This window comes from Bacillus sp. RO1 (assembly GCF_012524115.1).
GTDB lineage: Bacteria > Bacillota > Bacilli > Bacillales > Bacillaceae_I > Sutcliffiella_A.
Window position 1 is genome coordinate 98,442 of the sequence record NZ_JAAZWB010000062.1, and the last position, 24,864, is coordinate 123,305.

Below are 24,864 nucleotides of genomic sequence, written 5' to 3' on the forward strand. Positions count from 1 at the left end.
GACGTGAGCCTCCTTCGGCTACGCCTGCGGGGTCTCCACCTAGCGCTATCTCCCTCAGGAGTCTTTGCCTTTTGCTCCAATCTACAGCTATAATTCACACCTGATTTTAGAGTAACTTATGAAAAGATATTTTGTAAAATTTTCTTTACAAACATGGGCTGACTAACTATAATAATATTTACAGTCGCATACTTGATCTGATAGTTCAGTGGGAGAACACTACCTTGACAGGGTAGGGGTCGGGGGTTCGAATCCCTCTCAGATCATTGCAATAAGTACATTCGGATTACGAGTGTGCTTTTTTATTTTGTGTTCAAGGTAGGGATTCCCAAAAGAGAAACACCTTCAGTCATTATGAGTGAAGGTGTTGGGTAGGAAAAAATGAGCAGTCCTTTGGAGGAAGAGGGGCAGAGCATTTATCCATTAATTCTTCCCGGGGTTTACAAGTATTGGCGAGAACCTCTATCTTAACATCTGCAACCGAAATAATGCTTTGACATAATAATAGTGAGATAATTACATCAACACATTTTTTTTTGTGAGTAGAGGGAACAAGGTAAGCTTTGCAATCAACTGAAGTTACTTCGCATTCTATTTCAGTACCAGGCGGGGCGCAAAGAAAAACAGTTTCTACCTTTGAAAAAGGGTATATACATTGCAGGCATAATTGTTTCTTTTTATTAAAAACTTGAACAGTGACAAAGCCTCGTTTGAGTAAATCAACTTTTTGTAGGGTGATATCACCCTTTTTAGTTTCCAAATGAATATCTGACCGTTGATCATGTAGCGTTAATACATGACAATCTAAATTGCATCTGTCATCAATCATTATTGGCTTACCATCGCAGTCTGATAAAAAGCAATCAACATATGCTACATCTTTGTAAGAGGATAAATGGCATTCTATTTCTGAATCATAGTGCAAAGTGATCTTAAACTCCCCTGAACAGTATGTTTCGTTGTTCTTGGACCCTTTACACAGTACTTCAACAGAACGGATATCGGAGAAGGTAGCGATATACGAGTTTCCGTCTAGTACGCTGCTGACTTTCTTATCATTAATAAATACCTCAAGCGGACCGCATCCGCAAAATGAAATACAAATGGAACCTCCAATACGTCGAATACCAGATGATGTCCATAATGTGGTTTTCTTTTCTGAGGAGCAAGGAACATGAAAGTCGCAACACAAAAAATCAGACTCTATTTTGTCATCAAGCGAAATTTCTTCTTTAAGATTAATGAAGGCTGTTTTATTAATCCAATCATATATTTTAGGGACCTTAATACAATAAGGGCTTGATATTTCTTTGCACTTCATATTGTTCATTTCCCCCTCAGGATTCAAAATTTATGATATCGTATGCACCAATGCGCCTATATGTACTTAAGAAGTGCATGGTTTTTATAAAAATATTTAATAAATATTGGAATAAAAATAGGCCGGAAAAAATACGGAGTCTGATACACATCCAATAATATTGTCGCATTTACTAAAGAAGAGGTGGAAAGACCTTTGTCTTAAAAGCCTTAATTTCAGGTAATTATTATATTGGAGGTTATTGGATGAGTTCATGTTCATGTAAGTCGGGTCATAAAGACTCCTGTTGTTTTAGCTGTTGTCACGAAAAATGTTTAGTGCAGGATAAGCTTTGCTGCGAGTTTACAGTAGCTGGTTCTCCAGCGGTAGTTTATTCTACCAATGCTAATAATTGTGAGTTTTTGTTAGCTTCAGGAACTATCAGAAATTGTGGTAATAGTCCATTAACTATTGAGTTTGTCAGAGGTGCTGATACTCAGGGTGCTGGTGGAGTTTTGGTTCGTCAATTAATTATCCCAGCTGGAGGGTGTATTACATTCACACTTGGACGCTTTGATACTATTCGGGCTACTGGAGGAACAACAACTTTGCCTATAAGTGGTGAAATTTGTATCACACCACGTTATAAAGTATAACTTGGTAAAGGGATTTAGATTTATTTTACAACCATGATAATATCAAAAGGTGAGCCAATGAAACTGGGTAAATCGGGACGCATTGATTCACCTTTTGTAATGCCTTGAAGTTGACTATATACCCATGGGAGTATATAATTATCAAACAACCTATAACTTTGGAGGAATAGATGTTGATACTCTCTTTCGGCTTGGTACTCACTGCTATTTTCATTTATTTATATAAAAGATATGTCCCTGTGTTTGGTGTGAAATGCTTGAAGGCTATAGAAATTATGCAAAATGATACATTTAAAATCATTGATGTTAGGGACTTTAATTATGTCCATACCACATTCCCAAATGCTGTTAATATTCCTGTTGCCTATTTACAGAGAAATTATAAGGAATTAAGAGGGGAAAGTGTGATAATTGTTGCATCCAGTCATCTGGAAAAGAACATAAGTGTCCGATTTTTGATGAATAAAGGAATCAAGGTAGTGGGATATGAAATCATTGGGACGCCATGTAAGTGTCATAAATTAAAAACGGTATAAGTGAAAAACCACAGTTTAGCACTGTGGTTTTTCACTTACCCATCACTTTTTCTCAAAGTATAGATGGTGATGGTTTTCGCATCCTGAATTGAATAGGGAACTGCATTTTGGACATATAGAATGGCTGTTTAAGTACTCGTGAATCGTCATCTCGAATTTGCAATCTCCACAGACAACAGCTTTGGTGTGGAACTTCTCTTTTGGCCAGATGCTAATAGGATGATCTGCGTGCTCTTCGTGACATTGATAGCAAGGGTAATATTCCCCGCAGCAATGAAATTTAATGGCGATAATGTCCTTGTCAGAATGGTAGTGGACACAACGTGTATGATCATCCACAGTCTTTCCAAGTACTTGAACGGTCATTCCATTCATCCCTTTCCTTTTAAACTAGTATGGTTGCCAAACAATTTCCCCAGATCTATTTTCTTCATCTATTTCCACTTGAAAATCATGTTTTTCATAGAAGTGAACTAGACGATCAACATGATCCCAATCACGCTTTGCGATATCACCAGTAATGCAATGGATATTCTGGTTTTTAGCCACTTCTTTAAGATAATTCATACAGATAGAACCATATCCCTTATTTTCAGGGCCTTTAATATCTCCAATGAAAATAGTGTCATCCTCTTTGTATGTTGCTTGAATAGAAAAATCCCACTGGCCACGATAAGCAGATTCGCAATCGCTAAGCATAATTTTACATGACTTATTGTCGTTGTTTGTGTAAACGACCACCCAGTTATCGTCCTTTGTTTGATCAATGCCGATCACTTGCCATTTTTTAGCTATTTCTTTCATGTTTTCTTTCATACGGAACATTTGAATTTCCAAATCATCTAGTTCCTGTTTGATTTCTTCTTTATCTCTTGTCTCTTCTTCGGCCATGAATAAGCTTGTGAAAGACATCAGATTCCCCCCTATTAAATTTTATTTAAGATATCTACAAAAATAGTTATTTTCCGAGCGAAATTGACAATCAGCATATAATTATACAGGTGTTTTGAATATCTTTCAAACAACAAGAAAAAATAAAAGCAAGTCATCGCTAAGGATAACTTGCTTCTATCTTTTTATTCGAATAAAGGCGCTAATTAGTTGATGAATAGCGCAATTAGTAACTTGCTTCATCACAAGCATTATAAGCTGTCCTGCTACATGGACATGATTTATAAATGACATAAAAGTATTATATTCGTTTGCCGCGGTATAATTCCATGGTAGTTTCCCTTACTTAAACAACGTAAGCCCTACCTCTCATACGTCCTTACGGCTCCTAGGCCGTGCCAGATCGATTAAGCCTTTGTGAAAAAACTATATGGAACGCCAGTGCATCCTTGTGACACGTTGGTATTGCTTAAGAATGTCATAACGTTCTTCCTTTCTATATCAAGTTACTAATGTGTTGGGTGTATACCCAAACTATTATTATACAACAAATGTGATAAATGTCAAGAAGATAAAATAAAACTCGATTTTTGTAGGAAAAATTTTTACAGAATTCTTTTGATATTTGGTAAAATAGAAAAAAGATATAGAGAAGTAGTTGAACAATTAATAGGGAGACTAGATATGTTAAGTCAAAACTTACAAGATTTAAAGCTATCAACAAGTAGTGCAGAAGAATTCCTGAGAAACAATGAATTGGCCAATCTCATTCGAAAACAAGTTTTTGCAACCATTCTGGAAAAGAAGCAGGATTTGTCTCAAAATGAGATGAGAATTTGGATTGCAGGATGCTCCACTGGGCAGGAAGTCTACTCTTTAGCAATTTTGTTAAAAGAGACGATAGAATCCATGCATGATGTTATGGAAATGGAATTTAAAATTTACGCTACGGACTTGGATTATGATTCTGTAAAGATTGCTGGTGCGGGAGTTTATCCTGAAACGGCTTTTGAAAATGTTCCATCTGACATTCTAAATAAGTATTTTGATAAGAAGCAGGATTTTTATGTGGTGAAAAAATCGATAAGGGAGAATATCATATTCGCCCCTCACAACATTGCAAAAGATCCTGGGTTTCAACATTTGGACTTTATCAGTTGCAGAAATGTACTTCATTATTTTCAGCCGACACAGCAACAGCGGATTATTTCTTCTTTCCACCATTCTCTAAATGAGAATGGATATTTGTTTCTGGGACAATCGGGTTCTATAGGAGAAAGCAAAGAACTATTTCAAGCGATCAATAAAAAGTGGAAGATATATATAAAGCAAGAGGTGGAAGATCGTAACCGCAGTGAAGACGCGGGTCTTCATGCCATACAGGAAAAAAGTCAAGAAGAGAAAGAGTTGCAGTTATTAAATGAAGAATTAATCCAAGCAAAAGAGCGCATTGCTAACTTACAAGGTAAGCTAGAGGATATTCACTTGAAATATGAAGATAAGTACGAAACGCTTAAAATTGATTCGTATCATCCAATACTCTTCGTAAAAGGGCTTCTCCAAATAATAAAAAAGCAGGAGTTCTACAAAGAAGAATATGCAGCTGCTATGCTTCAAGAGATGAACAAGCTTGAATCGGCCATTGAAGGCTTTCTATTGGATGACTAATAGGCACAAGAAACCCCCGTCAAATCATTGACGGGGGTTAAATTTATTTAATTAGATCGGAGAAGCTCTTTAATATCCTTTAGTTCCGACTGAATTAATTTAATATATTCCAATTTTCCTACCTCTGATAAGTCATCTTGGATAATTCCAAGTAAATCATTGATGGTGGAAATTTTTCTTTCGGCTTGCTTTTTATGAAACTCAAAAGAAGTATCAGGTTCTACGTTTGTCGAAACTACTTCATTCCATTCATTGTTCTCAAGCTGCTTCCGCCATTGTTGAAATTCCAACTGCACGTGCTGATAGGCAGATGTTTCATTCATACAAACTAAATGAATAAGCTTCTCTTTTTGCTGATAATGATAATAAACAGTGAACAATGTAGTGGGCGAATCTGTTGTTTTTAGGTTAAGCTCCATCACTCCTGGTGAAGGATTAGTTTTTATTTGTTTTACCTTTGTTCTACTATCCCAATCTACCAAGTCTAGAAATGAAGTAACTGGATAGAAAATGGGTGTGACTGACTGGGATACATCAATGATTTTAAAGTCCTCAGTCAATTTTAAATATGGGACGGGAATCCGGTACATTAAAGAAGCACTCCTTTATGGATAGTTCCGGCTTCCTTTCTATAATTTTCCAACCATTGGAAAAGGAAGGATGTATCCTTAGCAATGAGAGTTTCCGCAGAACAGCATGACCGAAAGGCAGATTCCGCATGCAAGCGGCTTCCAACTATGAAAGTGGTGCCAGTGTTAATAGTTTGCAGTCGTTCAATTGTTTCTTTAAGTTTGGGAAGGTGATGTCTAATGGATACGGATATACAAACAACATCCGGCTTCCATTTTTTTAAACTATATTCTGCATAGTCCAATGGCAGGTTGGAACCAAGGTCATACACATCCCAACCAAATTCTTCAAAGAGGGAAGAGGCCATTTTCAATCCCAAATCATGTTCTTCCCCTTCTACACAAAAAAACATGGCGCGTGGGGAAGGGGAGTTTTCATCTATTAGTCTATCATTTAATTTTTCTAAATGATATTTTGTCAAAATCATCTCACATGTCCCTGTAGCTAAGTGCTCATGTGCAACAGAAATTTTATTTTCCTCCCACATTTCGCCAATACGGTACATGGCGTCACGAAGGATAAAGTCATAAACAAATGAACTATTGTAGCCCTGATCTAAGGTATCTTTTACACAAGACCAACCGGAGGCCACATTTTTCTCGAGAAGGAATTGTGATAGTTTCTTGGAGATTTCATTCATTTGACCCCTCCTATTCCAACTTAGTAATAATAATCAGTATACTACAATTTCCATAAAATCAAATGCTTCTTCCTTGAAATGCTCTTTTATGTCTGTCAGCTGCTCAGTTATGGGATTAAAATTACCTTGACACCAGGCTATACAAGTAAAGGATTTTCTCTTATGCTTAATAGAGGTAACTATTAGTAGCAAAGGAAGTGTCTCAATGACTTATCAACCAAATGTACAAGAAACTTTTTCATTAATCAAAGAACTTGTTTCTATTCCAAGCCCTTCAGGAAATACGGAGAAGGTAGTAGGTTTTGTTGAAAACTACTTAAGCGAATGTGGGATAGAAACAGTACGAAACCGAAAGGGAGGCTTAATTGCTTCCATTAAAGGCACCAACGATAAAGAGCATCGCATGCTAACAGCCCACGTCGACACATTGGGAGCAATGGTAAAAGAAGTAAAATCAAATGGTAGATTAAAACTCACGACAGTCGGAGGGTTTCGCTGGAATTCCGTTGAAGGGGAATATTGCGAGATTGAAACATCTTCAGGAAAAACTTACACAGGTACCATTCTCATGCATCAAACTTCTGTGCACGTATATAAAAATGCCGGAGATGCACCTAGAAACGATGATAATATCGAGGTACGCATCGATGAAAAAGTCACTAACGCCGATGAAGTAAGAGCTCTAGGAATTGAAGTAGGAGACTTTGTTTCTTTCGATCCAAGGGTACAAATCACAGAAAGTGGCTACATCAAATCTAGGCACCTTGATGATAAAGCGAGTGTGGCAATTTTACTAAAACTTATAAAATTTATTCAGTCGGAGAAAATTACTCTTCCGTATACTACACACTTCTTGATTTCTAATAATGAAGAAATCGGGTATGGAGGGAACTCCAATATCACCCCGGAGACCGTGGAATACCTTGCGGTGGATATGGGTGCACTTGGAGATGGACAATCATCAGATGAATACACAGTATCTATCTGTGTAAAAGATTCAAGTGGACCTTACCATTATGGATTAAGAAAGCATCTTGTTGATCTCGCAAAGAAAAACGATGTAGATTACAAAGTGGATATCTATCCATACTACGGCTCAGACGCATCTGCTGCCATCCGTTCTGGTCACGATATCATCCACGGATTGATTGGCCCTGGAATAGAATCTTCCCATGCTTTCGAACGCACACACGCAAGCTCGATTGAAAATACGGAGAAGTTGATTTACCATTACTTGTTGTCTAGTATGTTGAAGTACTAAAATATATCCAAATAAAACCACCTACAAACCTTTAAAGGACCTGTAGGTGGTTTTCATTATTTTCACTTTTTAACGTGACAAAAAAATCTTTTTTATCTTTAGGGATTACGATTCTTTTGCCTTCATGAAGATTGAATCGTTCAATAGATCCGCATGGCATTTCTAATACATAGTAGCTATTTTTTACAATTGGAGATACTCTCCATGGCTTTAACTCTTTTATGCAGAAGATAATTCTACCTACTTGATCGACAAAAACGACATCGATAGGAAACCGCATAAAAAACATGTGTACACTGTTACAAGGGGAAAGCAGTAGGCCGCTATTATGTATGGAACGTCTAAACATAAGTCCGATAAACCGCTTTGCAAAGGTGTCGGCCCTTTTAATTTGAAGCGAGTGATAGTCTTCCATAATATGCTCCTTCTTTTAGTTAGTTTTTGTTCATTATATAGAATATTAAATTCTTTTTAAAAAACGAAATACTGAGGAAAATGGAGTAAACAAGCTAAATAGGTATAAATTCTCAAGTAAATGGTCAAAAATGGCTTTTTTTTAGTGTTTTCAATATTTCCAGTTCGTTATAATATTAAATTAAGTTCTAAATAAAGAACAAGCGACTGGAGGAATTTATCGATGAAAGATTTGATGATTCGCGTGTTTAAAGAAGAAGAAGGTCAAGGGTTAACGGAATATGGTTTGTTGGTTGGGTTGATTGCATTGGGTGTTGTAGCTGCAGTTACAACATTAGGGGATTCAATTGGTGAAGTGTTTAAAGATATTGCAGGCAAATTAGGTGTTGGCACGGACACGACAGAATAATAGATAATCAAGCTCTGCTTTATAAGCAGAGCTATTTTTAAATAAACACTAGGAGGACGCCAGATGATCATCAACGTCGTTCTGTTTTTCGTACTAGGAATTTCCGTAGTAACGGATCTTCGAAAAAGAAAAATATTTAATATTATCACCTTACCTGCCATTCTGTTCGGTTTAATTTACAATACGTATCAAGCAGGTCTAGAGGGGCTGTACTTTAGCTCTATTGGGCTATTGATAGGTTTTTTTCTATTGTTCATACCTTTTGTGCTTGGAGGAATGGGAGCTGGGGATGTAAAATTGTTAGCTGCAATAGGTGCAATGATAGGCGGAGAGCTAGTGTTACAATCTTTCCTTTACACGGCATTGCTTGGAGGGATTTTTGCAATAGTCATACTTCTTAAAAATAATAGACTATCGTTCTTTATTAAGGATACATTGTTCTCTGTATTTTATAAACAGTCCTTAAATATGGAATTAGAAGTGAAAAGCAAATATTCAATTCCATACGGAGTACCAATTGCTCTTGGAGTGGTAAGTCTTTATTGTTTCGGAGGCCTGGTATGAAGTCACAAAAAGGTCAATCGCTAGTTGAATTTGCACTAATTGTGCCTTTAATATTACTACTATTATTCGGGATGTTTGATATTGGAAGAGTTCTATTCTCGGCTGTGGCATTGGAGCATGCAGCAAGAGAAGGTGCGAGAGTGGCAAGTGTTGGAAAAACCAATGCAGAAGTTATTGCTTCTATAAATAATGCAACAACTGGCCTTGATACGAGTCTAGTCTCTGTATCCATTTCAACTGAAGCAAGGAACTCCGGTGAAAACATAGAAATATATCTTAGCTATCCTGTAAATATGATAAACCCTTTGTTGAGATCATTCCAACATTCCTTTACGATTTCTTCAAAATCTGTCATGAGGGTGGAGTGAAATGCTAAAAAGTAATAATGGTAACGCATTGGTAATGATGGCATTCATTCTTTCCTTGCTTGTTGCGCTAACAGGACTGGTTGTCGACGGTGGACGTTTATACTTGCAAAAGGGTGAACTGCAAAAAGCGATTGATTCCGCAGCATTAGCTGGTGTACAACAGGTTAAGAACGGTCAGATTAAGGCTGTTAATGCAGCAATAGAATTAGCCGCAGCCAATGGAACAAGTTTAAATTCCAGTAATATCACTGTAGGTTCAGACTCAGTAGAGATACATAATGAGGTACCGGTAGAAATGACTTTTGCCAAAGTATTGGGCTTTGGTTCTATAGATGTTTCTGCAACTTCAAAGGCAGTTGTAGACACTTCAAGAGGAATAAGAAAGCATTCTAACGTCATACCAGTTGGAATTCCAAAAGATAACTTGGTGAAAGGGCAAACACATACTTTGCATTTTACACCAGGTGAAGGAAGCAATGGTCCACAACAAGGGAATTTCGGATTTTTGGCTATTGGCGGAAGAGGTGCCGCTAACCTTGAAGACAACATTGCGAACGGAATCGAAGTGGAAATAACACCTGGTAGTTACGTATTGACTGAACCTGGTTTGCAATGGGGGAAGGTTCGCAGTGGCTTTCAAGAAAGAATAAGTAAAGACGCAACAAAAGCCTACTGTAATCAATTTAGCACTGCAACAAGCGCTTGTGAAAGAGTTGCTATTTTACCGATTGTAAATGACCTTGGTTCTGTTAATGGTAGAGGGAAGGTCGAGATTATCGGATTTGCTGCCTTCTGGATTGAGAAGGTGGAACCAAACGGTGGAAATAAATCAGTAAGCGGGTACTTCATTGATATTGTTTCCTCCGGTGAATTTAGCAAAGACGTAGAAAATTTTGGAATAAGCACGATTAAACTAGTAAATTAGATTGGAGGATGAGGCATGACACTAAAGAAAGTATGGCTACTGTCAATTATGTTCGGAGTTGTCAGTACAATATGTTTTTATCTTTTTTATCTACCAGGAGGCCCCAACCAGAAAAAAGAACCTGCTAATAATGTTGTTTTAGCGGCAGAAGAGGAAATGGAAGAAGAAGTGGTAGTTACAGAATTTGAAATTGAAGCTGGAAAAAGAGCTATGTCCATTGCAGTTAACGACGTGCAAGGTGTATCCGGACATTTAGAGCCAGGGGCAATGGTGGACATTTTTGTAAATATTGAAACCACAAAAGAGGACAATGAAGAAGTTGTCCCCTCACAAGTGGGGACATTTGTTTTGCAAAATGTGAAAGTATTGGCTGTGGGGCATTTCATGGACGAACCTGAAACAGGGGCAAGATACCAAATGATTACGGTGGAAGCCACGCCAGAGCAAGGTGCAAGTTTAGGTTTTGCTTCCCAGCATTCCATCTATCTCATGTTAAGGCCTGAGGGAGATGACTCAACGCTAAAAGAAAATATCCTAATGGATGAAAAGCAGTTGATCAAGAAAGGAGGGCAATGATAGATGATAAAATGGTACGGTTTTTTAAATGATAATGAACAGAAAATCAGTGAGATGATTCACTGGTTAAGTACACATGAAAATTACAAGGGGTTAACGACCATTGATGAGCTGTTAAATGAATTGGATACTCCAGAAAAACGAATTATTTTTATCGATAAATCTATTTCTCCTAATTTCTACTCCTTGACGATGCAATTGAAGAAGCTAGATCCAAATAATTTTGTCATCATGGTGGGATACGACCTTAAAGAAGCCGACATCCGTTTGGCTATGAGAGCCGGGATGATGGATTGCATCAACTTGCAGGATGATATCGAATTGATAAAAAATGGGCTGATTGAATCAAAAAGGCATATTGATTATTTGAAGAAGCAGGAAGCTCATGCACCAAGTTTCGCACAGAAAGAAGGAAGAATCATCACCTCCTCAAGTACTAAGGGAGGGGTAGGGAAAACGACATTTGCAGTAAATCTGGCGTACTCCCTTCAGAAAAAAAATCAATCAGTGATATTAGTTGATTTGCACCTTCAATTTGGAGATGTTGCGATGTTCTGTGATGTCAAACCCAAAAAGACCATTTATGAATGGGTGAAGGAAGACTTTGATCGTAAAAACAGGAACGTGCAGGCCTATCTAACCAAAACATCCCTTGAAAATGTCTCAATTCTTGCTGCGCCACTTCGTCCTGAATTCTCCGAAATAATAAAGCCTGAGCATATCAGGGAATTATTTTTCGAATTAAAGAAGTGGTATGACATCATCATTGTAGATACACATTCGCATGTAGATGACCTGTTGCTGGAGACACTGGAGTTATCTGATGAGATATACTTGCTGACAAATGGTAATCTTCCATCAGTTAGAAATACAAAGCTATTTATGGATACTCTTCAATCACTGCAGCTCAAGGCAAAACCTCAGCTAGTAGTCAATGCTGTAAAAAAGGATGATCCGTTGAAATTAGAAAATATGAAAAAGATTCTCGGTGTAAAAGTCTTGACAGTCCTTCCTTCCGAAGAAAAGATAGTTAAAAAATCAGTGGCAACAGGTGTTCCGTTTGTAGCAGATTCTCCAAAGAAAGGCTTATCTAAACGATTTACTAAAATGGCAGACGCTTGTCTTGAGCGTCATTTCTCATTCATGAGTAATGACGTTCTAATTGGTGCGGGGGGGAGAAAATAGTGTCTCTATTGCGAAGGCTCGGTGTCGAGACAGATGTAGTGGAGGGTTCAAAAGGGTTAAAAGTATCCACCAATACGCTTACCAACACGAAAACGGTCTATCTACCTCAGTTTAAAGAGATTGAAATGCAACTTCATAACTACTTAGTGGATAAATTGAAACAGCAGTCTTTAGAGGATAGGGAATTGGAAGGGAAAGTAGCTGAATTGAGTGATGAATTTTTCGTCAATCGGGATGACATTCTTAATTATGAGGAGAAGCAAGCAGTCATACAAAATGTCATTTATGAGCTAACAGGGTACGGGCCAATCACCCCACTTCTTAATGACTCGGCAGTTACGGAGGTAATGGTAAATGGTCCAACTAAAATTTACGTGGAAAAACAGGGGAAAATAATTAAGACTCCTTTTACATTCAGAGACAATTCCCATGTATTAAAAGTAATGGAGCGAATTGTAGCCCCAATTGGAAGGCGGATAGATGAAAGTGTCCCTATGGTAGATGCACGTTTACCTGATGGTTCACGTGTTCATGCCATAATTCCTCCATTGGCTATGAATGGTCCAACTCTAACCATACGAAAATTTCCTGATAATCCATTAACTATCCATGACCTCCTCCGAAATGAAGGGCTTTCCTATGAAATGGCGGATTTTCTAAAATCTTGCGTAGAAGCAAAATTGAATATGATGATTAGTGGAGGAACTGGTTCAGGAAAGACGACTTGTTTGAATGTTTTATCTTCCTTCATAACAGAGGATGAGCGAATTGTTACTATTGAAGATTCCGCAGAACTCAGGCTTTCACAAGAGCATGTTATCACTCTTGAAGCAAGACTTGCAAATGTGGAAGGGAAGGGAGAGGTTACCATCCGGGACCTGGTTAAGAACGCCTTGCGTATGAGACCTGATAGGATTATCGTCGGAGAGGTAAGAAGTGCTGAAGCTCTGGATATGTTACAGGCAATGAATACTGGGCATGATGGTAGCCTTGGAACTGGACATGCGAATTCCCCTAGAGACCTAATTTCACGACTAGAAGTGATGGTGATGATGGCAGGTTTTGATCTTCCAGTACGGGCGATCAGAGAGCAGATTGCGGGAGCGTTAGATTTGATAGTCCATCAAGTACGTCTCAAGGACGGTAGTAGAAAAATAACCCATATAACCGAGGTGTTAGGGGTAATGAATGAGACCATTGTGCTGCAAGACCTTTTCAAATTTGAAGAGCTTGGGAAAAGTGATAACGGGAGAGTGAAAGGACGATTCTCATCAACGGGAATACGCCCTAGTTTCTTTGAAAAGTTTGAGGTACAAGGTATTAAAATTCAGCCATCCTGGTTTAGTGAGGAGTGATGAAACCTGAATATAATAATTACATTAATTATATCAACGCTGTTCTTCCTTCTCCCATTTCTATTACTTATGAGACTTACCAATAGACAAACAAAGGAAATGAAGAGGCTTAATAAATACTTACTTCTTTCCAACTCGTCAGCATTAGCTAATGAAAAAGATAAAAAGGAAAAGTTAAAGAAAAAAAGTAAAGCCATTCTAGGAATGGGGAATGTACTAGAAGGGAACTTCCAATTCAAGAATTTGCGACAGCAATTAATTTATGCTGGATATGAAATTGGCCCAGGAGAATATCTCGTAAGAACCATTCTTTTAGCAGGTATATTAGGTGGAATAATATACTTGATCATGTCTTCTCTATTAATAAGTGTTTTTTCTTTTTTTCTTGGGTTTGTTCTTCGTTCATTTTTATTAAAGCGTGCAATTAAAATACGAAATCAGTTAGCAACCCAACAGCTCATTCAAGCGCTTGGGATAATGGCAAATAGTTTACGGGCAGGCTATAGCTTCTTGCAAGTAATCAAATTAATTTCAGAAGAGTCACCAAAGCCATTAGGCAAAGAGTTTGGAAAAGTCATTCAGAATGTTAATCTTGGACTATCCTTAGAAGAATCCTTTGAACAGCTGAAATCTAGCTTTAATAATCCCGATTTAGAAATGGTGCTAACCTCTATTCTCATTCAAAGGGAGAGTGGTGGCGACCTTTCTCGTCTTTTAGAAAGTATTCAAGAGACAATGATTGGTAGGATGAGAGTAAAAGATGAAGTCAGAACACTTACTGCACAAGGAAGGTTATCGATGTGGGTAATCATGTTTGTTCCTGTGGGAATTGCTCTTTATCTTCAAGTGGTCAATCCTGATTATTTTCATCTGATGTTTCAGCACATACTTGGATGGGTCATGATTTTCATGGCAATATCCGGTATATTACTTGGCTGGTTTATAATTAATAAAATTGTAAGCATTGAGGTGTAGAAGGTGGGCCATTTTCTTTTTATTGTATTATCCTTTACAACCATGACGCTGATTTGTGTAGCAATAACCATGACAGTCTTTCGCTCCTCTTTAGCACTAGAACGGAGAATTGAAAACTTTTTTCCTAGTTCCGGATCCTTTAATGGTGGGAAAGTGGAGAAAGGAGATATAAGTGAGAAAGCAAAGGAAAAAGCAAGGGGAATTATACAAAATATGATGAAAGAATCATCAAGAATCAACCTTGAAAAAAGACTTGATGAAGCAGGAAGACCAAATGGATGGACCTCTGTTGACTTCAGATTAATTCAAGCGACGTTGACTTTGATCTTGTTCTTTTGTTCAGTGGTCCTTTTTTTACCGGGCGCAAAGTCCATTTCATCGCTCCTTTTCTTAGTAGGCGTCATAAGCTTATTTGGCCTGTACATTCCTAATTTCATGTTAAGTGTAAAAATCAAAAAACGGTTAAAGCTTATGGAAAGAATGATGCCAGACTTCTTTGATCTGCTCAATCTATCCATGGAGGCAGGGATGGGACTGGATGCTTCCTTTCGTAAAGTGTCTAAAACGCTTAAAGGTCCACTATCAGATGAATTTATGAAGATGATGGATGATATGAAACTAGGTAAATCACGCAAAGAAGCTTATATGCTTTTGAGGGAAAGAGTGAAGATTGCTTCTTTTCAACAGGCAATCACATCCCTAATCCAAGCGGATCAATTGGGTATGGGCTTATCTAAAACTGTGAACCTACTTACAACTAGAATTAGGGAACAACGAGTTTTCACTGCGAGGGAGCATGCCATGAAAGCTCCTGTCAAAATGGTTTTTCCCTTAATGTTTCTGGTGTTTCCAGCCATTTTCATTGTATTGCTTGGACCGATGGTGATTTATATAATACAGAGTGGATTATGAAAAAACAGCATTCCCATTAAGGAGGGGATGCTGTTTTTGAAGGTTTATAGCATTATGTGAAATATTCAATCCGCGCCTGAGGAAAATAAGAATGGATATATTCAGACAATGTCTCTTTTATCTCGGTCGCTTCGTCCTTTGTATATACATACTTCCCGATCCCATAGCGTCCCCATTTATACTGACGCTTAGCTTCGTCTAGCTCCAGCTTTGTCATCGGATAGTTTTGTTGAATGACCCTTTTTGCAGGTTTGGTAAATCGGTGTTGAATTAATTCAAATGTAAGGTCCTCGGTAGCATGTGCAGGAAGCTTATCATATAGCTTTTGGAATAATGTTTTATATCCTTCTTCCCAGCCTTCATGTAGGTAAATTGGTGCTACGATAAAACCGAGAGGATAGTTTGCACCTGCAACTTTTGCAGCTGCTTCAATTCTCAAATCAAGAGAAGATGTTCCGGGCTCAAAGTTTTTTATGACATAATCGGCATTTACACTGAAACGAAACCTTGTTTTCCCGCGATGGTCTGCATCAAGCAAGTGATCGACATGGTGAAATTTTGTCACGAACCGAAGAAGTCCATGTTCAGATTTCCCAAAGTACTCAATCGCTTTTTTCAAGGAATGCGTAAGATGATCAATACCCACAATATCCGATGTACAAGACGCTTCAAACCTAGTGATTTCGGGAGCCCGTTCTTGCATATATTTATCGGCTGCGTCAAAGATTTCGTCCAGGTTCACATAAGTCCTGATATAAGGCTTGCTTCCCATAGTTGTCTGCAAATAACAATAATGACAATGGCCCATACAACCAGTGGCAAAAGGGATGGCATATTCAGCAGATGGTTTGGATGAATCAAACTTCAGTGTTTTTCTTACCCCGACAACTAATGTGGATTTAGCTGTCCTGTATTTTTGAAAATCATTATCTCCAGGTAAATTTCTTATCTGGTTATGAGAGGTGGTTTCACGGATTTCAAGTCCCATCGATTCAAATTTCTCTTTTAATTCTACTCCTAGTGGATAGTCAAGCGCTTTAGGTTCAATATATACAAGCTGTGGAACAAACGGTTTCATGTACTGCCCCCCTTTTATTCGTAGGTTGGTCCAAAATACTCATTATATAATGCCTCTGCTTCTTCTAATGAAGTGAAAAAAACGAACTCATCCGATAATGGATAATACGTATCATAGAGAAAGATAGAAAGCTGCCCTTCCTCGTACGGATTTGCCATGATACTTGCCTGTTGGATGGATGCGACATTCTGTGTGTGCGGATTACGATAAAATAAGTACACTACATCTCCTTCTTGAAGAGAGGTAGACGGAGCTTGTTGGTATATGTCCATGTTAGTCACCTGCTTTTAATTGTTTCTTCTCATCAAAGTCAATAGGAATTTAATTTTAGTGTTAAATGAATCGGGAATAATATCCTTGAGAAATATTGTAAAAATATTTAGTTATATAAAGTAATTTTTATGAATATTTTGAAACTTTTTACATGCGTTGTCCGTCTAACTTATTAGGGGAAAATGGGAGGTGGTCTCGCGATGAATCACGTAGATTTACGACCAAAAAAAAGGTCAAAACTTCGCATTTGGCTTGGAACCCAGTTCTACATAGCCAAGAGATGGGTAGAGTGGAAGACAGGTAAGAAAATCTATGCAGAAGAATTGACAGAGGAATTATTGCCATATCAAGTTTTTTTACATAAAACTCCTACGCTTAGAAAGTTGAAGGATGTAGATATGTGGTACCAGTACAATAAGGTAATTAATTTAAAAATCGCCATGCAGAAGTTAAATGGTGTAGTTATTAGACCAGGTGAAACTTTCTCTTATTGGAAAATGATTGGAAAGCCGACGAAGAGCAAAGGGTATGTAGATGGAATGGTTCTTTTTTATGGTACGTTTAAGCCAGGGCTTGGAGGAGGCTTGTGTCAGATGTCAAATCTTATTTATTGGATGACATTGCACACACCTTTGACTGTGACAGAACGATATCGCCACAGTTTTGATGTTTTCCCTGATTCTAGGAGAACGCAACCTTTTGGCAGTGGTGCAACCTGCTCATATAATTATCTGGATCTACAGATTAAAAATGATACAGAACAAGCTTTTCAGTTAAAGGTAAGAATGGAAGGAGACTTCTTGGTTGGGGAATGGAGGTCCGCAAATCCTCCAATTGTAAAGTATAAGGTGTATGAAAAAGACCATAGCATCACATCCGCTTATTGGGGAGGCTATTTACGTCATAATGTTATTCATCGTAAGGTGATGAACCTTCAGGGAATGGAAATCGATGACCAATATGTAACCGAAAATCATGCTATTATGATGTATGAGCCGTTATTGGAAGCAACGGAACAAAGCGGCTAAATGACGTTAATAAGGGTGTGTTGAAGATGATTTCTATTCCTAAGGAAATGAAAGATCAAATGATTGGCCGGATCCAGGCATATTTCGAAGAGGAACGAGACGAAGAAATTGGCGAGTTAGGTGCCGATTTGTTGCTGGACATTTTTATGAAAGAATTGGGACCCTACTATTATAATCAGGGAATTGCCGATGCGAAGGCTTTGGTGGAAGAACGTTGGGGATCCGTTGAAGAGGATATTGAAGCTTTGAAACGCTCTACTGGGGGCGGAAGATACAGGTAAGATGATTGACGAGTTTCTACCTATATAATGCTGGTTTTGGGAAACAACTTTTTTGGCTTTTGTTTAGAGCCAGAGAGGTTGTTTTTTTGCTCTGTTAAACACCGCTGTTGATTTCCGCACTAGGCTTCGCTTTCCTAGGGGCGTTTTGGGGAGCCTCCTCGGAAAAGCGCCAGCGGGGTCTCCCCTAAACGCTATTTCCCTCAGGACAGGGAAGGCTTCGACAGCGAAACATCGCACGAAGAAAGTGAATAGCATTTTCGAGGAGTCTTCACCTAATGCTTCAATTAACAGTTAGGTTGCTGCAGAAAAATCAAAAGTATGCTTTAACAGAGCCTTAATTTTCGATTTCTAGAAATGTGTGCGATTTGGCGCGGGAGTATTTTACAAATAAAGGTAATCGCCCGTATTTTTCTTTTTTCGCCCGTAACCACAAATTATCGCCCGAAAGTGGTTCAAAATCGCCCGATTCCGTTTTTTGCTGCATTTTCTTGCCGCCATCAAGCTGCTAAAGCTATCCTTCAGTCTGCCCCTCTATCGGTGCAGACTTCGACAAAGGTCTCAAAAATCCTTTAGGGGTCTGACCCCCTAAAGGATTTTTTTCTCCTTCGTCCAGAGAGTTTCTAAGTTTTGCTTTGTTGGTTTAGTGGAATGAAATGAGTATAGGTGGTGATGGTGTTGAAGGCGAATGTGTTGGTGATTGGGGGCGGTGTTGGCGGTTTGACGGTTGCGCTGAAGCTTGCGAAGTGTGGTGTTGGTGTGACGGTTGTGGAACAGGTTAAAGGGAGCCCACACATGTACAAGGGAGAATTAGTGCAGCCGAAGACGCTACAAATTTTCGAGAAAAATGGCATTCTTCCTAAGGTATTGCAATGTGGACATAAAATTAACCGCATAGAGTTGATAGAGAAGAAGAAGCTGAATAAATCAAACAAAAAACCGATTCAATCTATGAGTTACAACATACTTCCGGACCCTTATAACTATGCATTGATGATCCCCCATGAAACATTAAAAACTATTCTACTCGAGGAAGCAAAAAAATATCCTTCCTTCAAATATATTCAACCTGGACGGTTCATCGGGTTTGATGGCAACAAGGCAAAGGTGAGAATGGACAAGGAAGAGGTGCTACTAGAAGCAGATTATTATGTTAGTGCAGAAGGGCGTAAGTCTAAGGTTCGTGAAACGATGGATGTGCCTAAGAAGGAAAAGAAATATGATCATCATTTTTTGACTGTTACGTTTCCAAGGCCTGAAAGTATGAAAGAAGGAAAAATCATTTCTACAGATGATACCTTTCTGGGGCTTTTCCCTTTGCCAGACAATCTTGTGCGGAGCGTATATTTAATTCCAAAAGGCTCTTATAAAAAGATGATTGAAGAAGGGCTTGAAGCCTTTTACCAAAAATATTTAGAACTCTGCCCAGAACTAGATGGATTTGTTCAGAGAATAGATTCCTGGAAAAAAATTCAGCTCATGATTCCGGTGCATTATCACGTTTCAAACTATGTGAAAGGCAACATAGCATTGCTTGGGGATGCGGCTCATAGCGTTCATCCAATGGCAGGCGAGGGAATGAACTTGGCGATTCAGGATGGAGACGTACTTGGAGAATTGCTGTGTTGGATGTATGACCAAGAAAGACACTCCCCTGAATATCTATCTTTTTATGAAGAAGTAAGAAAACCAAGGGTTCGGCATGTATTGAAATTGAGTCACCTATCCGCTCTGGCCTATTCCCGTCCTCTCAAATCTTTTGTGACGTGGAGAAGCAAAGTGATGGATCAACTCACAAATGATCCTGTTCTTCATACCAAACATATGTTGAATATTTCTGGTTTGGGTATTTGGAAGGAATCCCTAGTGGATAGGGTCATTCAGTCTGGTGTTGCTCCGAAAAGGAAAGAACGGGATCAGCAGGTCATTGACCGCCGTCATTTTTTTACAGAAGAAGAAGATTACCCATGGAGAAATAAGGAGGAAGCATAGGTATGATAAGTGAATATGTGAGGCTTTTTAAAGCACGAGGGTATATGAAGAGAAACTTGCCCTTCTTATATAGTTGGCATGCCTATGTTGGGTATGAGCTGGATTTATTTGAAGCTTTTAAGAAGCCTAAAACAATTATGGAAGTAGCAAAAGAACATGATTTAAAGGAAGATCTATTGAAAAGGTGGGTTGAAGTAGGCGGTGTCATTGGATACCTGAAAAAGAAATCCAAGGAACGCTACCAAACGGTGAAAAAGTTCATGGTACCTTCAAGTAAACATAACCCTCGTTCAACCGGGGTGCTTTTAAAAGAGATGATGGAACTTCATATACCTACCCTAATAAAGTATCCAAAAATGATGAAGACGGAAAAGAAAGAGCTTTTTAATCAAAAAGAACATGGAATGGTTGTCGCGCAAACCTCCTCACTTTTAGAACAACTGGCTATTCCGAGAGTGATGAAGGTGATGAAAAAAGCTAAACCAAATACTGTGGTAGATGTTGGCTGTGGAAGCGGCGGTTATTTACTTAAGCTTTCTCAGAAGTTTCCGAAAGCGAAAATGCTCGGTATCGAGCTTAATGAGGATGTGGCAGAAGAAGCAAGTAAAAACTGTCAAAAACAAAGTCAAGTTGAAATTGTTTGTCAGGATGTTCACAAGTGGTCACCGGAGGAAAAGGTGGATTTCGTTATGCTGAATAACATTCTACATTATATCTCTCCGGAAGACCGGACGGAGCTATTTAAAAAAATAAGTGAATGGTTGCCTCCTAAAGGAACATTGTCAGTGGTTTCACCTATACACAACTCTAGACATGGTGGTCAGTTTTCTAGTGTGTTCAACAGTTTTTTCACCGCGTTTGATAATCTGTACCCTCTTCCTTCCGAAGATGATCTCAAGAATCTGGGGGATGCTGCAGCGTTGAAGGTGGAAAAAATGCAGCCGGTCATCAAGGAAGGCGGCTGGTACCAAGTTACCTTTACCAAATTAAATTAAGAGGTGATTGAAGGGCTCAACTTTGGAGAATTTCCAAGCTGAGCTCTATTTTGTGGGGTAATAATCCTCTATTAGAATAGTTTTCCTTATCCTTCTAATATAAGGAAGAGTCGTAATAATCCCTTAATATACCCGTTATTTACGTAACCTAAATGTTATTCTACTGTTCTTTTAAACTACTAAAACCATGTTATGATTAGAACACTGAGTCAAATACATAGGAGGTATTTAGTATGAAAAAGAGCATGGTTTCTTTGGTAACGGCAGCGGCCCTTGCAGGTACGTTTAGTTTAGGTGCAAATGCCTCTGCTGCAGAAGTTACGGTAAAGAAAGGCGACACGCTTTGGGACATTGCTAAAGCGAACAATATATCAGTACAAGAAATCAAAGAGTGGAACGGTCTATCAAGCGACGTTATCCACCCACAAGATCAATTGAAAGTGGCGTTGTCTGAACGCTACAAAATTGAAAAAGGTGACACATTATGGGGAATTTCTCAAAACTATGAAGGTGTTACTTATCAGAAATTAGCAGAATGGAATTCCATTTCAAATCCTGATCTTATTTATGCAGGGGACGAGCTAGTAATTTATGTTGATGGAAATCCAGTTCCTGTAGATGCTCCTGTAAAGAAAGAAGCACCGGCTGAAGAGCCTATTACAGAGGAGCCAGCGGAAGAGGCACCGGCTGAGGAGCCTGTAACAGAGGAGCCAGCAGAAGAAGCACCGGCTGAGGAGCCTGTAACAGAGGAGCCAGCGGAAGAAGCACCGGCTGAGGAGCCTGTAACAGAGGAGCCAGCAGAAGAAGCACCAGCTGAGGAGCCTGTAACAGAAGAGCCAGCAGAAGAAGCACCAGTTGAAGAGCCTGCAGAGGAAGAAACGGCAGCTGACCAAGAGGTAGTGCAAGAATTAACGATGACAGCTACTGCTTATACTGCTACTTGTGAAGGTTGCTCAGGTATCACTGCAACAGGAATTAACCTGTTGGAAAACCCAGATATGAAAGTTATTTCTGTTGATCCAGATGTTATTCCTTTGGGATCAAAAGTATGGGTTGAAGGCTATGGTGAGGCAATTGCTGGAGATACTGGTGGAGCAATCAAAGGAAACAAAATTGATATCTTTATTCCGGAGAAGCAAGATGCTATTAACTATGGTGTTCAAGAGGTTCAAGTAAAAGTTTATAAATAATAGATTGATAGGGGCTGCTCGATGTCATCGGGTGGCCTCTTTTCTATGCTAATTAAAATGGTTGATTTCCGTTCTGAATGCTTTTAATGTTTTACGTAGTAGCTGAAGTGGAATAAGTTAATAGGCAACTTATTCCACAAACGAGGCGATTGAATGAATGTAAAAGAGGAAGCTCACTATTGGAAAGAACAGATTGATTTAAAGAAGATATGGGCGCCTGCTCTGCTTATTTTAATGGGGATAGTTCTCATGATTACAGCAACGGCATTATTCCTTGAATTGGCAGAGGATGTTTGGGAGCAGGAAAAGCTTACATTTGACCACATTATTATGAATTATTTTCAATCCGTAGAAAGCGGGACATTGACTAACACATTAAGGATCCTCACAGAAACAGGTTCCATCTGGTGGATATCGGCTGCAAGTGTTATTACTGTCTTATTTCTTTGGTTGAAAAAACGTGATGTTCACGGTGTTGTTTTTTTCATACTTGCAATTGCAGGCGGTGGAATATTTATCTTTGTCTTGAAGTATTTTTTTCAGCGCGAACGGCCTACATTGGCTCCCGAATACGACGGGTACGGATATAGTTTCCCGAGCGGTCATGCGTTGGGGAGTTTTATTTTATATGGTTTCATCATCTATCTAATTGGTAGAGAGAAACGCTTCTTTAAAACGAGAATGTTTGCAATTGGCTTGTTGTCTGTCCTTATACTCAGCATAGGCTTTAGTAGGGTTTACCTTCAGGTTCATTACCCAAGTGATATATTGGCAGGCTATGCCGTCGGAATGATTTGGTTAATATGTTGCATATTTTCAATGGAGATGATGAAGGTTTATCGGGATAAAGATAAGCGGACCTATCTTTCTAATTTAATTTATCATAGAAAATGAAATAGAACGGTCCCAAATAGGCCGTTCTATTTCATTTGTTCCTCTACTTCTTGATGAAATCTATCTCTTATTTCATTATCATCAGATGTATCATATTCTTTTTGTAAAACAAGTTGGAGTTTTTCCATCACCATTGTTTGCTCGTATAAGTCTCTATCATAATCATGGTTTAATTCTTCTAGTGTCAAATCTAAAGCTTCTGCATAGGCTTTGTGCTGGGGGACATCGCTCTGGTCTGGGCCTTGCGTTATCCACGTGTCAAGCTCTTCCTCTGTAACGGTCACTTTATATTTATTTTCGGCTACAGTCATAAATGTATCATAATACTTCATGTTATACTTTGCAGTCTCCAATGCTTCCTCTTTGGTGAGGTCTCTTTTATTCATTAGCCTCTCATCACCAATTGCGCGGATGACCCACTTTTCCAGTTTTTTGTTTTCGATTTTCATGCTTTTTGCACGATCTACGATATATTCCATAATGAATTTATATTCTTCATAGGAAAGCTCACTCCCAGCAAACAACCCGTCCAAAGGGCCTGCTTCATTTGTATCCTTTTGTTCCTGACATGCTGTTAACAATGTTAGAGAACAGACGATAATAAAGATAAATAGATTTTTTTTCATCATTTCTCACCTATGGCTTTTTTCTTTTATCCTACCAATAAACGGTGAAGAGGGCAAAGCAAAGGGTAAGAGAGCAAGACAGATCGGGAGTGAGGACTTTGTTAAAATTTATCTCTACTTTTATGCTAGTGTCCATTATCGGGGTCATTGGTTATCATTATTATGATTATGTGGATGGAGGTTCCTTATTTTCATCTACTACACTTGCAAGTGTGCAAGAAATAGAGCACCAAGAGTTTGAAGATGCGGTTGTATATCAGGAAAACAGGGAAGTTAGCACTTTAGAAGTCTTAGCAGAACAACATAAATATTTGAATAATGTAACTGGATGGGGAGGGGCGGATACAGTCGATCTTCGCAACCTGAAAACATCTGACGAATGGAAGGAACTAAAAGCTGCTGTCAATTGGATGAAAACGGAAGGGTTTGCCCCATCCAAAGTTTGGAATGACATGGAAAATGCAAATGGACTTATTATTTTGGTCGAAAGAAACGATGACAGAATGGCATTAAAGTACTTACACAGGATCTTTCATGATTTGGACGTAACCCTCAATGAAGTAACAAAAGACGAAGGCGAAACAAACATTTGGGGAGTAACCCACGCGCTAGGAAACAACCGAGAAATTAGAAGAGTCAACAACTACCTTAAAAAGAACTTATAAGCGAAAATCAACTAGTAAAAGTCAACCTGAAGCGGAAACGACAACCGCTTCTTCTTTTTTGCAAAAAATTCAAATAATTTGCTGAAACTTAAAGGGAATTTGTCCTTATCTGTAGAAATAGTTAGTGTTATGAAAGGAGAGAAGGAGGAATCCGTCGTGAAAATTACAGAATTTATGGGTAATAAAGTATGCACACTGATGATGGAATCAGAAGGACATAAAGTGAAAATTGAATTTATGTATTCCGAAATGCATCCAGAAATTCTTGACTACAGTTTCCGAATCAATGGTAATCCTTCCTTGCAAACTAGAAATATCGTGAATGATCTTGCGGAAAAGAAAATGCAGGATTTATTCTATCAATTAACTCAAAATGTGCTTTAGATGGAGGCTGGGACAAAACTAAAAAAGCCTAATAAAAGACGAACAATTTAGGTGTCATAGGTGTTGGCTCTAAATACCGCTGTTGATCTCCACAAATGGCTTCGCTTTCCTAGGGGCGGTGCTTGAGCCTCCTCGCTCCGCTGCGGGGTCTCAAGCTACCGCTATCTCCCTCAGGAGTCTTCGCCTTTTGCTCCAA

The 24,864-nt window shown here is 38.7% G+C and carries 31 protein-coding genes and 1 tRNA gene; 22 read left to right on the forward strand and 10 right to left on the reverse strand.

The features are described from left to right. Positions 1 to 194 precede the first annotated feature (194 nt). Positions 195 to 266, forward strand: a tRNA-Val gene (locus tag HC179_RS08735). Between the two features lie 86 nt (positions 267 to 352). On the opposite strand, the gene HC179_RS08740 is transcribed toward HC179_RS08735, so the two are convergent. Then, positions 353 to 1,321, reverse strand: coding sequence for a BMQ_0737 family morphogenetic spore coat protein (locus HC179_RS08740; RefSeq protein ID WP_168863978.1), 969 nt, complete (start codon positions 1,319 to 1,321; stop codon positions 353 to 355). 245 nt (positions 1,322 to 1,566) lie between these two features. Here HC179_RS08740 and HC179_RS08745 point away from each other — a divergent pair, with 245 nt between their 5' ends. Together HC179_RS08745 and HC179_RS08750 are read left to right on the forward strand one after the other, a co-directional pair. Next, positions 1,567 to 1,956: an S-Ena type endospore appendage gene (locus HC179_RS08745; protein ID WP_168863979.1), complete on the forward strand. Its 390-nt coding sequence runs from the start codon at positions 1,567 to 1,569 to the stop codon at positions 1,954 to 1,956. 170 nt (positions 1,957 to 2,126) lie between these two features. Continuing rightward, entirely contained in the window at positions 2,127 to 2,492 is a 366-nt protein-coding gene (locus HC179_RS08750) for a rhodanese-like domain-containing protein (protein ID WP_168863980.1), read from the forward strand. A 42-nt stretch (positions 2,493 to 2,534) separates the two neighbouring features. On the opposite strand, the gene HC179_RS08755 is transcribed toward HC179_RS08750, so the two are convergent. Together HC179_RS08755 and HC179_RS08760 are read right to left on the reverse strand one after the other, a co-directional pair. Then, a complete protein-coding gene (locus HC179_RS08755) occupies positions 2,535 to 2,867 on the reverse strand; it encodes a CHY zinc finger protein (protein ID WP_168863981.1) in 333 nt (110 codons plus the stop codon). A 15-nt stretch (positions 2,868 to 2,882) separates the two neighbouring features. Then, on the reverse strand, positions 2,883 to 3,404 hold the full coding sequence (locus tag HC179_RS08760) for a GNAT family protein (RefSeq protein ID WP_205825263.1): 522 nt from the start codon (positions 3,402 to 3,404) through the stop codon (positions 2,883 to 2,885). Positions 3,405 to 4,067: 663 nt separating this feature from the next. On the opposite strand from HC179_RS08760, the gene HC179_RS08765 reads away from it, so the two are divergent. Beyond that, entirely contained in the window at positions 4,068 to 5,051 is a 984-nt protein-coding gene (locus tag HC179_RS08765) for a CheR family methyltransferase (protein ID WP_168863982.1), read from the forward strand. A 47-nt stretch (positions 5,052 to 5,098) separates the two neighbouring features. On the opposite strand, the gene HC179_RS08770 is transcribed toward HC179_RS08765, so the two are convergent. After that, a complete protein-coding gene (locus HC179_RS08770) occupies positions 5,099 to 5,641 on the reverse strand; it encodes a hypothetical protein (RefSeq protein ID WP_168863983.1) in 543 nt (180 codons plus the stop codon). Further along, entirely contained in the window at positions 5,641 to 6,321 is a 681-nt protein-coding gene (locus HC179_RS08775) for a cobalamin B12-binding domain-containing protein (protein WP_168863984.1), read from the reverse strand. Before HC179_RS08775 ends, HC179_RS08770 begins: the two co-directional genes overlap by 1 nt. Before the next feature lie 205 nt (positions 6,322 to 6,526). On the opposite strand from HC179_RS08775, the gene HC179_RS08780 reads away from it, so the two are divergent. After that, the gene (locus tag HC179_RS08780; RefSeq protein ID WP_168863985.1) at positions 6,527 to 7,582 is read left to right on the forward strand and encodes a M42 family metallopeptidase; all 1,056 of its coding nucleotides are present in this window, start codon (positions 6,527 to 6,529) and stop codon (positions 7,580 to 7,582) included. A 31-nt stretch (positions 7,583 to 7,613) separates the two neighbouring features. Here HC179_RS08780 and HC179_RS08785 read toward each other — a convergent pair whose 3' ends face one another. Beyond that, on the reverse strand, positions 7,614 to 7,997 hold the full coding sequence (locus tag HC179_RS08785) for a DUF192 domain-containing protein (RefSeq protein WP_168863986.1): 384 nt from the start codon (positions 7,995 to 7,997) through the stop codon (positions 7,614 to 7,616). Positions 7,998 to 8,219: 222 nt separating this feature from the next. Here HC179_RS08785 and HC179_RS08790 point away from each other — a divergent pair, with 222 nt between their 5' ends. The 9 genes from HC179_RS08790 (at position 8,220) to HC179_RS21275 (ending at position 15,265) form a co-directional block, all read left to right on the forward strand. Beyond that, positions 8,220 to 8,405, forward strand: a complete 186-nt coding sequence (locus HC179_RS08790; RefSeq protein ID WP_168863987.1) for a Flp family type IVb pilin — start codon at positions 8,220 to 8,222, stop codon at positions 8,403 to 8,405. Between the two features lie 63 nt (positions 8,406 to 8,468). Next, positions 8,469 to 8,969, forward strand: coding sequence for an A24 family peptidase (locus HC179_RS08795; protein ID WP_168863988.1), 501 nt, complete (start codon positions 8,469 to 8,471; stop codon positions 8,967 to 8,969). After that, positions 8,966 to 9,337: a TadE/TadG family type IV pilus assembly protein gene (locus tag HC179_RS08800; RefSeq protein ID WP_168863989.1), complete on the forward strand. Its 372-nt coding sequence runs from the start codon at positions 8,966 to 8,968 to the stop codon at positions 9,335 to 9,337. The genes HC179_RS08795 and HC179_RS08800 overlap by 4 nt, the downstream gene beginning before the upstream one ends. A gap of 1 nt (position 9,338) precedes the next feature. After that, on the forward strand, positions 9,339 to 10,262 hold the full coding sequence (locus HC179_RS08805) for a pilus assembly protein TadG-related protein (protein WP_168863990.1): 924 nt from the start codon (positions 9,339 to 9,341) through the stop codon (positions 10,260 to 10,262). Positions 10,263 to 10,277: 15 nt separating this feature from the next. Beyond that, complete coding sequence (gene cpaB, locus HC179_RS08810) at positions 10,278 to 10,838, forward strand: Flp pilus assembly protein CpaB (RefSeq protein WP_168863991.1); 561 nt, start codon at positions 10,278 to 10,280, stop codon at positions 10,836 to 10,838. 3 nt (positions 10,839 to 10,841) lie between these two features. Continuing rightward, positions 10,842 to 12,023, forward strand: coding sequence for a CpaE/TadZ family protein (locus HC179_RS08815; RefSeq protein WP_168863992.1), 1,182 nt, complete (start codon positions 10,842 to 10,844; stop codon positions 12,021 to 12,023). After that, on the forward strand, positions 12,023 to 13,378 hold the full coding sequence (locus HC179_RS08820) for a TadA family conjugal transfer-associated ATPase (protein ID WP_346775133.1): 1,356 nt from the start codon (positions 12,023 to 12,025) through the stop codon (positions 13,376 to 13,378). Before HC179_RS08815 ends, HC179_RS08820 begins: the two co-directional genes overlap by 1 nt. A 99-nt stretch (positions 13,379 to 13,477) precedes the next feature. Further along, entirely contained in the window at positions 13,478 to 14,353 is an 876-nt protein-coding gene (locus HC179_RS08825) for a type II secretion system F family protein (protein WP_168863993.1), read from the forward strand. A gap of 3 nt (positions 14,354 to 14,356) precedes the next feature. Further along, positions 14,357 to 15,265 carry a type II secretion system F family protein gene (locus HC179_RS21275; protein WP_168863994.1) on the forward strand — a complete coding sequence of 303 codons (909 nt, stop codon included), beginning with the start codon at positions 14,357 to 14,359 and terminating at the stop codon, positions 15,263 to 15,265. A 52-nt stretch (positions 15,266 to 15,317) separates the two neighbouring features. Here the strand turns inward: HC179_RS21275 and splB are convergent, their stop codons facing one another. Together splB and HC179_RS08840 are read right to left on the reverse strand one after the other, a co-directional pair. Next, positions 15,318 to 16,343, reverse strand: a complete 1,026-nt coding sequence (gene splB, locus HC179_RS08835) for a spore photoproduct lyase (RefSeq protein WP_060666275.1) — start codon at positions 16,341 to 16,343, stop codon at positions 15,318 to 15,320. A gap of 14 nt (positions 16,344 to 16,357) precedes the next feature. Next, positions 16,358 to 16,615: a transcriptional regulator SplA domain-containing protein gene (locus HC179_RS08840; protein ID WP_168863995.1), complete on the reverse strand. Its 258-nt coding sequence runs from the start codon at positions 16,613 to 16,615 to the stop codon at positions 16,358 to 16,360. A 201-nt stretch (positions 16,616 to 16,816) separates the two neighbouring features. On the opposite strand from HC179_RS08840, the gene HC179_RS08845 reads away from it, so the two are divergent. Together HC179_RS08845 and HC179_RS08850 are read left to right on the forward strand one after the other, a co-directional pair. Next, positions 16,817 to 17,644, forward strand: a complete 828-nt coding sequence (locus tag HC179_RS08845) for a VanW family protein (protein ID WP_168863996.1) — start codon at positions 16,817 to 16,819, stop codon at positions 17,642 to 17,644. A 26-nt stretch (positions 17,645 to 17,670) separates the two neighbouring features. Further along, positions 17,671 to 17,925 carry a DUF2164 domain-containing protein gene (locus HC179_RS08850; protein ID WP_010192961.1) on the forward strand — a complete coding sequence of 85 codons (255 nt, stop codon included), beginning with the start codon at positions 17,671 to 17,673 and terminating at the stop codon, positions 17,923 to 17,925. 334 nt (positions 17,926 to 18,259) lie between these two features. Here the strand turns inward: HC179_RS08850 and HC179_RS08855 are convergent, their stop codons facing one another. Then, the gene (locus HC179_RS08855; protein WP_168863998.1) at positions 18,260 to 18,409 is read right to left on the reverse strand and encodes a hypothetical protein; all 150 of its coding nucleotides are present in this window, start codon (positions 18,407 to 18,409) and stop codon (positions 18,260 to 18,262) included. A gap of 185 nt (positions 18,410 to 18,594) precedes the next feature. Here HC179_RS08855 and HC179_RS08860 point away from each other — a divergent pair, with 185 nt between their 5' ends. The 4 genes from HC179_RS08860 (at position 18,595) to HC179_RS08875 (ending at position 22,993) form a co-directional block, all read left to right on the forward strand. After that, positions 18,595 to 19,914 carry an FAD-dependent oxidoreductase gene (locus tag HC179_RS08860; protein WP_240948500.1) on the forward strand — a complete coding sequence of 440 codons (1,320 nt, stop codon included), beginning with the start codon at positions 18,595 to 18,597 and terminating at the stop codon, positions 19,912 to 19,914. Positions 19,915 to 19,916: 2 nt separating this feature from the next. Then, the gene (locus tag HC179_RS08865; protein ID WP_168864000.1) at positions 19,917 to 20,909 is read left to right on the forward strand and encodes a class I SAM-dependent methyltransferase; all 993 of its coding nucleotides are present in this window, start codon (positions 19,917 to 19,919) and stop codon (positions 20,907 to 20,909) included. A gap of 233 nt (positions 20,910 to 21,142) precedes the next feature. Continuing rightward, a complete protein-coding gene (locus HC179_RS08870; protein WP_168864001.1) occupies positions 21,143 to 22,099 on the forward strand; it encodes a 3D domain-containing protein in 957 nt (318 codons plus the stop codon). A gap of 153 nt (positions 22,100 to 22,252) precedes the next feature. Then, on the forward strand, positions 22,253 to 22,993 hold the full coding sequence (locus HC179_RS08875; protein ID WP_168864002.1) for a phosphatase PAP2 family protein: 741 nt from the start codon (positions 22,253 to 22,255) through the stop codon (positions 22,991 to 22,993). A gap of 26 nt (positions 22,994 to 23,019) precedes the next feature. Here HC179_RS08875 and HC179_RS08880 read toward each other — a convergent pair whose 3' ends face one another. Further along, positions 23,020 to 23,622: a hypothetical protein gene (locus tag HC179_RS08880; RefSeq protein ID WP_168864003.1), complete on the reverse strand. Its 603-nt coding sequence runs from the start codon at positions 23,620 to 23,622 to the stop codon at positions 23,020 to 23,022. 95 nt (positions 23,623 to 23,717) lie between these two features. Between HC179_RS08880 and HC179_RS08885 the strand changes: the two genes are divergently transcribed. Then, positions 23,718 to 24,284 (forward strand): hypothetical protein, encoded by a 567-nt coding sequence (locus tag HC179_RS08885; protein WP_168864004.1) that lies wholly within the window; start codon positions 23,718 to 23,720, stop codon positions 24,282 to 24,284. Between the two features lie 156 nt (positions 24,285 to 24,440). Next, entirely contained in the window at positions 24,441 to 24,668 is a 228-nt protein-coding gene (locus tag HC179_RS08890; protein ID WP_148986912.1) for a hypothetical protein, read from the forward strand. The last annotated feature ends 196 nt before the right edge of the window (positions 24,669 to 24,864 follow it).